Here is a 7674-nt window from a genome sequence, read left to right on the forward strand (position 1 = left end):
TATAATTTTTTTATAAAGTCAGGGAAAAAAACTTTAAGAAGTTAATATTTTTTCTTCTCTCAATACTCCGGACAAAATTAGGAAGCAAGAGAACCATTTACTGATTGTATTTCTGTTTTGCACCCAAACTACTATTTCTGTGTTTCTTCTAAAGGAGGAATAGCAAACTCAGAATATGTTTGACCTGTTCTTGGATCGCGAGGTACACCCATCCTTTGGATAAAATCTGCCCAAGTAATTTTACAATCAGACAAAGCATCTCTAGGCAAAGTTCTGATTAATACCTTGTGGGAGTTAATCTGATATACAGGATTAAGCTCTCTACGGTTAAATTTTTTTGTATTAGCCGGAGCAATTATAACTCCAAGTATTTTGTAAGAATCTGGATCATGATAAACTTGTTCTAATGATTGGGAATTTCTGATTACTTCTCGATATTGAATGATTTGTTCAATAGATTTGCGTAACTGCTCAAATTTTTTATCCTCTTGTTCTTCTTTTACTAAGACATGACGTAGTTCAACCACAACAAGGTAACAATCACTCTGATGAGAGCCAATAATTAAGTAATCTGCTCTTTTTCCTGACCACTGAGCTTTTTTAGCTGCATAGTCTGCATATTTTTCTAGCTCGCATACTGCAATTGGAGACTCATCAGCCTCAAGAATAGCCCAATACTTGAGATCCTTGCCATTTTTGTCAGCTATGGTCTCATAAAGCAAAACTTCATTTTCTACATCCAGTGGCTGAAGTATTAGGCAAAAGTCATCTAAAGAGCTTGGAGAAGTTTGAGTTGGAATTGTTTGAATATCAGGTAAGCTAATATCCGTACAAGGTAAGGGCATTAGAGTTTATTCCCATAATATATCATAGGCTTGAATTTGATTATACTGTACTTCAAGATCGCCTAGTACACTTGAAAGTTTGCTTTCATCCAACTCTCCCGATTTATCATCTCGAATTGAAATAGCTGTACCATCTGAAAATAAATAAGCTGAGAGTTGATTAGATGTCAAGCGTTGTGAAGGATCTGGAAGATTTTTAAATTTTTCTTGAGGTAAATTTTGAGCAGCTAAAATCAAATTATTCAAAACATATAAAATGAATATTGAGTGAGTTGTAATAACAAGTCGAAATCCTTTATTTCTTAAATACGCTAATAATTGTGCGATGGCAATTTGAGCAGAAGGATGGAGATGTGTTTCTGGTTCTTCAATGTGTATGAATAGGGGTCTTTGCGAGGTTTCCCAACCAAACATTGCTTGAGAAATGGAAACCATTGGCCAAGTTTCCATCTGTCCGGAAGATGCCATTTCAATTTCAATTGGACGATCGCTTTGATCTGGCATCCACTGCCATTTTCGAGAATAAGCACTTTTAGAAAAAACGGCATATCCTCCTAGTTCATACGTAATCATACCATCGATTTCATTCACTTCTAATGGTTTATCTTGAGATTGTTCTTGCCATTTTTGATGTGTATTTGCTGCTTTGAATAGCGCTTTTGTAAACTCACGCATTGTTATGGGGAGTTCTCGCCCCCCCAGAGAAGCCGGATCGGAGTTTATTAACCGTGAAAAAAAAGAGCGTTCTGCGGGAATGAATAAAGCATTAGATGTAATTTCTCCTAATACTGAGGGATCGATTGTTACCTTCTCCAACCATTCCTGAATTTCCTTCCTGAACTCTTGGATTGGTATAACTCGATTATTTTCATAAAGGGTTATGATGCGATCGCAATTCTGTTTTATGGCATCTTGTTTTGAATATTGAATTTTTACTCCTTCTTTTGTCATAACAAAAGATGCAAATGTCCTTTCACTCAATTCCCCGGAACGAATGCCCTCAATTACTTTTTTGACACTTATCTCTGGACTTTCTTGTTTTGAATAGGTAGAAATTAAGTATTGAGCATCACGGAAGAAATATAACAATTGGCTAACTAGCGATTTACCTGTTCCTTGCGGTCCAATAAAAACTGTCAGAGGCGATATTTCTAGAGTAAGAGGAGAATTGACAGCCCGTATCGGTCCGAAATGTCCTTGAATCTGAATGCTCTCCTGCATATTTTTATTTGTCATAATCTAATCTCCAAATATTGTATCATATTTCACAACAATTATGTGAATGCGATCTCTTCTCAGCGATTTGCAAACCCGTCAATCCCAAATCTATCATTGAGAAAACCGATTAAAATATCTTTACTCTGTTCGGAACCAAAAATATTTTTGAAAGCAAAGTCAGTTTTGGGGTTAATGAAAATCATAATAGTTCGCTCTTGTTTTGATGTATAATCTCGATTTTAGCATATCTAACGGTTGAAGGCGCGATCGCATCCTCCTATCCCAACTCAAAAAGATGCGATCGCCTTATAATAGAAAAGCATTGAAACAAGAAATTGCAAAACGCCATAATGTCATCTGAAAGCATAAAATCCCAGATCGAACAAGCTACTCGCAAACTACACGAAAAGTATTATGATTCTCTAGTTGTGAATCCAGATTTGGATAGAAAATTAGTCAGTTTTCAAGCGAATAAGTACGAAAATGAATCTCGCTGGTGTAAATATAAAGAAGGGTTTTCTAGCGCATTAATTCAGTATATCTTTGAGAATACAGGAATTCAATCGGGTCGAGTTCTCGATCCTTTTGCTGGCTCGGGAACAACCTTATTTACAGCCAGCGATCGCGGTATTGATAGTATGGGGATCGAACTTTTACCCAGTAGTGCAGAAATGATAGAAGTTCGCCAGTTTCTGCGAACCTCCAACCGCGAAGAAATTGCCCAAAAATTACGAGATTTTAAAAATAGTCGCATTTGGGAACAGTCTGGCGATCGCATTGAGTTTAATTATCTGAGAATTACTCAAAATGCCTTTTCTCGCGAGACAAAGTATTCTTTAGAGCGTTATTTATATGAAATTGAACAATTACGCGATCGCGATTTAAGTCGCGTTCTTAGATTTGTTCTCCTTTGTATTTTAGAGTCAATTAGTTATACTCGCAAAGATGGTCAATACTTGCGTTGGGATTGGCGATCGGGACGAAATGCTGGGAAAAATAAATTTGACAAAGGCAAAATTTTAGATTTTACAGAAGCAGTCGATCTCAAAATTGAAGAGATTTGTGGCGATCTACTTTGGGAAAATTTTTTATTTCCACCAACTTTTATTGAGCAGTATAACCCTAGAAAAATAGAACTTCTGATCGGATCTTGTTTAAATATATTACCTACTTTTGAAGATTCTTCCTTCGATGGAGTAGTAACATCTCCTCCTTATTGTAATCGTTATGATTATACAAGAACTTATGCTCTCGAACTCAATTTACTGGGAGTTGGAGAAGAAACAATCAAAAACTTACGACAAGCAATGTTAAGTTGTACTGTAGAAAATCGAGAAAAGGATCATTTAAGTAGCGGAAATTTCAGATATGAAAATGCAATTTTATCATGGAAATCTCATAAATTTCTTAATCTTGTTGTTGATTATCTAGAGCAATGTAGAGAAGAGAAAAAACTCAACAATAATGGAATTCCTCGAATGGTAAAAAATTATTTTAAAGAAATGGCAATGATGATTTTTGAAGTATCTCGACTTCTTAAATCCAATGCTCCTTTTGTTATGGTTAATGATAATGTTCGCTATCAAGGAATTCATATTCCTGTCGATCTGATTCTTTCTGATTTTGCCAAAGATGCTGGACTAGAAATTGAAAAAATTTGGGTTTTACCGCGAGGAAAAGGAAATAGTTCTCAACAAATGGGAATACATGGTCGAGAAGAAATCCGAAAATGTGTCTATGTTTGGAGAAAATTATCTATTAAAGAGCAACAAGCCATGAAACCAACTCAGACACTTGTTCTTCAACAGTAAAATTCGCAGCATAGCTTAAGACTCCCATTGAAATTTGGGTAAAAATTTCTTCAGCCATTGAATTTTCTATTGCAGCACCAATAAAACACATATTGCTTTACGCGAAGTAACAAGACAGAGGCAGGTGCAGGGCAAAGTTGCCATTCGGGTTTGAATTGGTCTTAACAATCCATTATCTGTTACCTTAATTTTTATTCACTTCGTTCCCGAAATTCAATTTCCTCTTTTTTGAGTGAGATATCGTAATGTTGAAAAACATTCTGACCGAGTAATCCCATTCCTTCCAAACTGTTTTCATCGGCACGAAGATCGAAAGTAACAGTAACATCGTTTACTTCTAAATCTCCCACTTTCAGAGAGTCTACGCGAGCAACATTAACCTTTTTTGTTCTGCCATCCGCTACAGTTGCTTCCGCATTGCCAAGGGTTTCGAGTTTGAGCTTGTTCGCCATGCTCGGTAAAATTAGGGTTGTAGTTGCCCCTGTATCGAAAAGCATGAGAAAGGTATCTGTGCCGTTAAAAGTCACCTCAACAACGGGTGTTCCCCCTCTAAATTCTTTGATGGGAACGCGAAAAATGCCACTGGTTGCAGGTTGTGCTGGGGCGATCGCCGAGGCAGTCGGTAAGCCCCCACCGCTACAGTTCCACCCTGGATCATAAAACCCGCGAGTGGCCAGATTTTGTAAGCGACTCTGGTAAGTTGTTAATTGGGCTGCGTGTTCTGGGGATAGTTGTTTGATCTCTTGAATCGTTTGTAGGGCGCGGGACCAATCTTGGGCGCAAAGTGCGCTATTGAGTGCCTCATTCAAAGATTGAGAGCGTCCGGAAGGAGACAAGATAAGATTGAATCCTGTTGCCAGTAATGCGATCGCGGCAAACCTAAATTTCATAACGCAATTATTTTGTTGGTAGAGATAATATATCTATAATAATTCTTATATCCCTGTGACAACAAGCGATCGCCTGAGCCAAAGCAGATCAATTTTGATTTCCTTTTGGTTTCCTGAGAGATAATAGCAATCAAGGCGACTCTCAAAACAATCTCTCGCTAATTTGGGTGCAATCGGACAAAATCTTCCTGCTTGACTATTTTCTATTTTGATTATGGTTTCCAACCTCCTCGTTAATCTGAAGCCCAAATTACATTGCTTACTTCCCGCTCAACTTTATACCACTTTGGCGACTAATCCCGATGCCGATACCTTAATGGGGATTTTTGAACATTTGCGAACCCTACGTTCGATTCTCCAAGATTATCTGCCCCTACAAATTGCCACAGATCCGCCCACCGTGGGAAAAGTTCGCTACAGTTGGCACAAAGGAACGCTGTTATTTACCGATCTTGCTGGATTTACCCCGTTAATGGAAGCAAATATGAATCGCCAACAGGAAGGGGCTGAAATGTTATTGGGTATTTTGCAAAGTTATTTTGAAGCCATGATCGAGATCGTGAGCAAATCCGGTGGGGATTTACTGGAATTTACGGGGGATGCTGTTTTAGTTGAATTTCGCCGCGATCGCGCCCATACCGACCTCTACCGAGCCATCCGCGCGGGTTTGCGAATGCAGCGAGCCATGACAGAATTTGAGAATATTGACACTCCAAACGGAACTCTTTCTTTGAAAATGCGCGTGGGTATTCATCCTGGGACATTCCTCGCGGCAGATATTGGTACTCCAGAACGTATGATGCGGGTTTTATTGGGAAAAGATGTCCAACTTGCCAAAAAAACCGAAGGTGCAGGACAAGTCAGACAAGTTTGCTTGAGTGCAGCAGCCAGTATTCGAGCGCGATCGCAATTCCACCTCAAAACGGGCAAATCTCCCCATCATTTTGTCATCGACGATCTCAGCGATAAGCAGTTGGGAGAATACGATCTCGCCCTCAAACGACGACGCAGAGGGCGAGCTTTATTATTCGATCGCCAGATAGCGGGAATTACGCAAGAAATTGAGAATCTTCGCGGACAAGTTGAAACCCTTGCTAGTTATTTACCGAAGCCTATCCTTAAATTATTGGTAGAAAATACGGAAAATCGGCAAATTCCCCCTGAGTTTCTCAACTCAACTATTATGTTTGTTAATCTCCTCGGTTTATCAGATGCCGTAGATCGTTTACAGCCTTCAGAAGAAGAAGATTTTGTCAAGGGATGCAGTCACCTTTTTTCCCAAATTAATGCTATTGTTACGGCGGAGGGAGGCATCATGCGAAATCCTACCTATCATTTAGATAGTTCGGATATTGTTATCTATTTTGGTATTCTCAATGACCGTCCTGATGATGCAATAGGTGCAATTCGAGCCGCTTATAAAATTCGCAAGTTAATTGTTAATTTTCCCTCTTTTCTCGTCAATAAACAACTCAGTTTTATTGCTTGTCAGATTGGTTGTACCCGAGGGCAAGTTTTTGCCGCAGAAATTGGGGCAAGTCGCGGACGTAGAGAGTTCAATCTTCTCAGTGATACTGTTAATACTGCGGCTCGTTTGATGAGTTATGCGGCTAAAAATCAAATTTTATTTAATGAATCGGTCAATCTTGCTCTTAGCGATCGCAATTCCCTCTGCGGAACACCCTTTCAATCACAATTTTTAGGCAATGTTTCCTTGAAAGGTAAAGCTAAAAAAACACGAATTTATACAATTTTAGAGGATGAAGTTTGCCCGTTAGAATTGCGATCGCCGTCTAATAAGTAGTGGGACAATAGAGGTTAGAGCAATCTCTAGGCGATCGCCCCAAATCTCTAACTATTCAACAATCTCTTTAGCAATATTCAAAATTGTTTGCGTTAGCGGATTATCGGGATATTTTAAGGCAAAAATACCATCACTTGCTAAAACCATCATCTCATCGGAATGTGGCAAAATACCAGAAACAGAAACACCATAAGTTTGTTCGACTTTCTCTTGTAGCAAGGTAAAATCAAAACTGGTAGGGGCTTTATTCACCACCATTAACATTTTGGGAACTTCTAATTTTCGAGCAACATCTACTGTCACTGCCGTACCTTGATAATCTTGTTTATCCGGTCTTAAAATTAAGACCAAAATATCAGAAATAGTAATAGAAAGAAGAGTTTCTTCGTTCAATCCAGGATGGGTATCAATAAATAAGTAATCTAACTCCAAATCCTCAATTAGCATATCAAACCCGTCATTTAATAAACCGACATCATAGCCTTCTCGTAAAACTCGAGCAATTTCACTGGCTTTGACACTAGAAGGAACGAGAAATATTTTACTATTTTCCTGTTTGTTATTTTCCAATACATGAGTGACATCATGAGCCGCATCGGTAATGCTGCATTTTCCCCAAAGATATTGATTGAGGCAAGGTTCTAATTGTTCGCCATCTCCATAGCCAAATAGTACGTGAATTCCCGGAGATTGAATATCCGTATCAACAACACCAACTCGGTATCCATAACTCGCAACTGTCGCTGCTAAATTGGCAGTGGAATTTGATTTTCCCGTTCCACCTCGATAAGAATGGATAGATACAATTTTTGACATAATATATTCTTGAACGATGATAATTTTGGCAAGAATTGCTAAACTAGAAAAACAAAACTAGGTGGAACAATCGTACAAGATCGATCGCGGCGATCGCAACTCTTATCCTATCGATCGTTCTGTAATTTTTTCTAGGCTCGCAAAGAAACAGACAACTTTAACATTCAAATTTGATACAAGTTTGTCATTGAATTTCATCAGAAAAATTGGGTAGAAACCCCGTTCTTATAGGACGGCTTTATATTAGTTTCGCTACCGCCTTGGAGTTGTTCAATTAGGGTGCTTTTGTA

Annotated in this window: 7 protein-coding genes and 1 pseudogene; 2 read left to right on the forward strand and 6 right to left on the reverse strand. The window is 38.5% G+C overall.

The genetic code is table 11. The features are described 5' to 3' along the window. Positions 1 to 131: 131 nt before the first annotated feature. The 3 genes and pseudogenes from JUI58_RS02720 to JUI58_RS27560 form a co-directional block, all read right to left on the reverse strand. Positions 132 to 845 carry a hypothetical protein gene (locus tag JUI58_RS02720; protein ID WP_204102209.1) on the reverse strand — a complete coding sequence of 238 codons (714 nt, stop codon included), beginning with the start codon at positions 843 to 845 and terminating at the stop codon, positions 132 to 134. 6 nt (positions 846 to 851) lie between these two features. Then, a complete protein-coding gene (locus JUI58_RS02725; RefSeq protein WP_204102210.1) occupies positions 852 to 2081 on the reverse strand; it encodes an ATP-binding protein in 1230 nt (409 codons plus the stop codon). A gap of 95 nt (positions 2082 to 2176) precedes the next feature. Next, a pseudogene (locus tag JUI58_RS27560) lies at positions 2177 to 2266 on the reverse strand (PD-(D/E)XK nuclease family transposase); the annotation flags it as partial. 147 nt (positions 2267 to 2413) lie between these two features. On the opposite strand from JUI58_RS27560, the gene JUI58_RS02735 reads away from it, so the two are divergent. Next, positions 2414 to 3874 (forward strand): DNA methyltransferase, encoded by a 1461-nt coding sequence (locus JUI58_RS02735; RefSeq protein WP_204102211.1) that lies wholly within the window; start codon positions 2414 to 2416, stop codon positions 3872 to 3874. Here the strand turns inward: JUI58_RS02735 and JUI58_RS27565 are convergent. Further along, positions 3822 to 3965, reverse strand: coding sequence for an AvaI/BsoBI family type II restriction endonuclease (locus tag JUI58_RS27565; protein ID WP_204102212.1), 144 nt, complete (start codon positions 3963 to 3965; stop codon positions 3822 to 3824). The genes JUI58_RS02735 and JUI58_RS27565 overlap by 53 nt on opposite strands. A 100-nt stretch (positions 3966 to 4065) precedes the next feature. Further along, entirely contained in the window at positions 4066 to 4764 is a 699-nt protein-coding gene (locus JUI58_RS02745) for a retropepsin-like aspartic protease (protein WP_204102213.1), read from the reverse strand. Between the two features lie 214 nt (positions 4765 to 4978). Here JUI58_RS02745 and JUI58_RS02750 point away from each other — a divergent pair, with 214 nt between their 5' ends. Beyond that, a complete protein-coding gene (locus JUI58_RS02750; RefSeq protein WP_204102214.1) occupies positions 4979 to 6568 on the forward strand; it encodes an adenylate/guanylate cyclase domain-containing protein in 1590 nt (529 codons plus the stop codon). A 51-nt stretch (positions 6569 to 6619) separates the two neighbouring features. Here JUI58_RS02750 and JUI58_RS02755 read toward each other — a convergent pair whose 3' ends face one another. Then, the gene (locus JUI58_RS02755) at positions 6620 to 7384 is read right to left on the reverse strand and encodes a MinD/ParA family protein (protein ID WP_204102215.1); all 765 of its coding nucleotides are present in this window, start codon (positions 7382 to 7384) and stop codon (positions 6620 to 6622) included. Between the last annotated feature and the right edge of the window lie 290 nt (positions 7385 to 7674).

This window comes from Spirulina sp. CCY15215, assembly GCF_016888125.1.
Classification (GTDB): domain Bacteria; phylum Cyanobacteriota; class Cyanobacteriia; order Cyanobacteriales; family Spirulinaceae; genus CCY15215.

Excerpts from the sequence above, each read along its gene's own strand:
- JUI58_RS02725 (WP_204102210.1), bottom strand. The coding sequence starts at position 2,081 with ATGACAAATAAAAATATGCAGGAGAGCATTCAGATTCAAGGACATTTC.
- JUI58_RS02745 (WP_204102213.1), bottom strand. The coding sequence starts at position 4,764 with ATGAAATTTAGGTTTGCCGCGATCGCATTACTGGCAACAGGATTCAAT.
- JUI58_RS02720 (WP_204102209.1), bottom strand. The coding sequence starts at position 845 with ATGCCCTTACCTTGTACGGATATTAGCTTACCTGATATTCAAACAATT.
- JUI58_RS02735 (WP_204102211.1), top strand. The coding sequence starts at position 2,414 with ATGTCATCTGAAAGCATAAAATCCCAGATCGAACAAGCTACTCGCAAA.
- JUI58_RS27565 (WP_204102212.1), bottom strand. The coding sequence starts at position 3,965 with ATGTGTTTTATTGGTGCTGCAATAGAAAATTCAATGGCTGAAGAAATT.
- JUI58_RS02755 (WP_204102215.1), bottom strand. The coding sequence starts at position 7,384 with ATGTCAAAAATTGTATCTATCCATTCTTATCGAGGTGGAACGGGAAAA.
- JUI58_RS02750 (WP_204102214.1), top strand. The coding sequence starts at position 4,979 with ATGGTTTCCAACCTCCTCGTTAATCTGAAGCCCAAATTACATTGCTTA.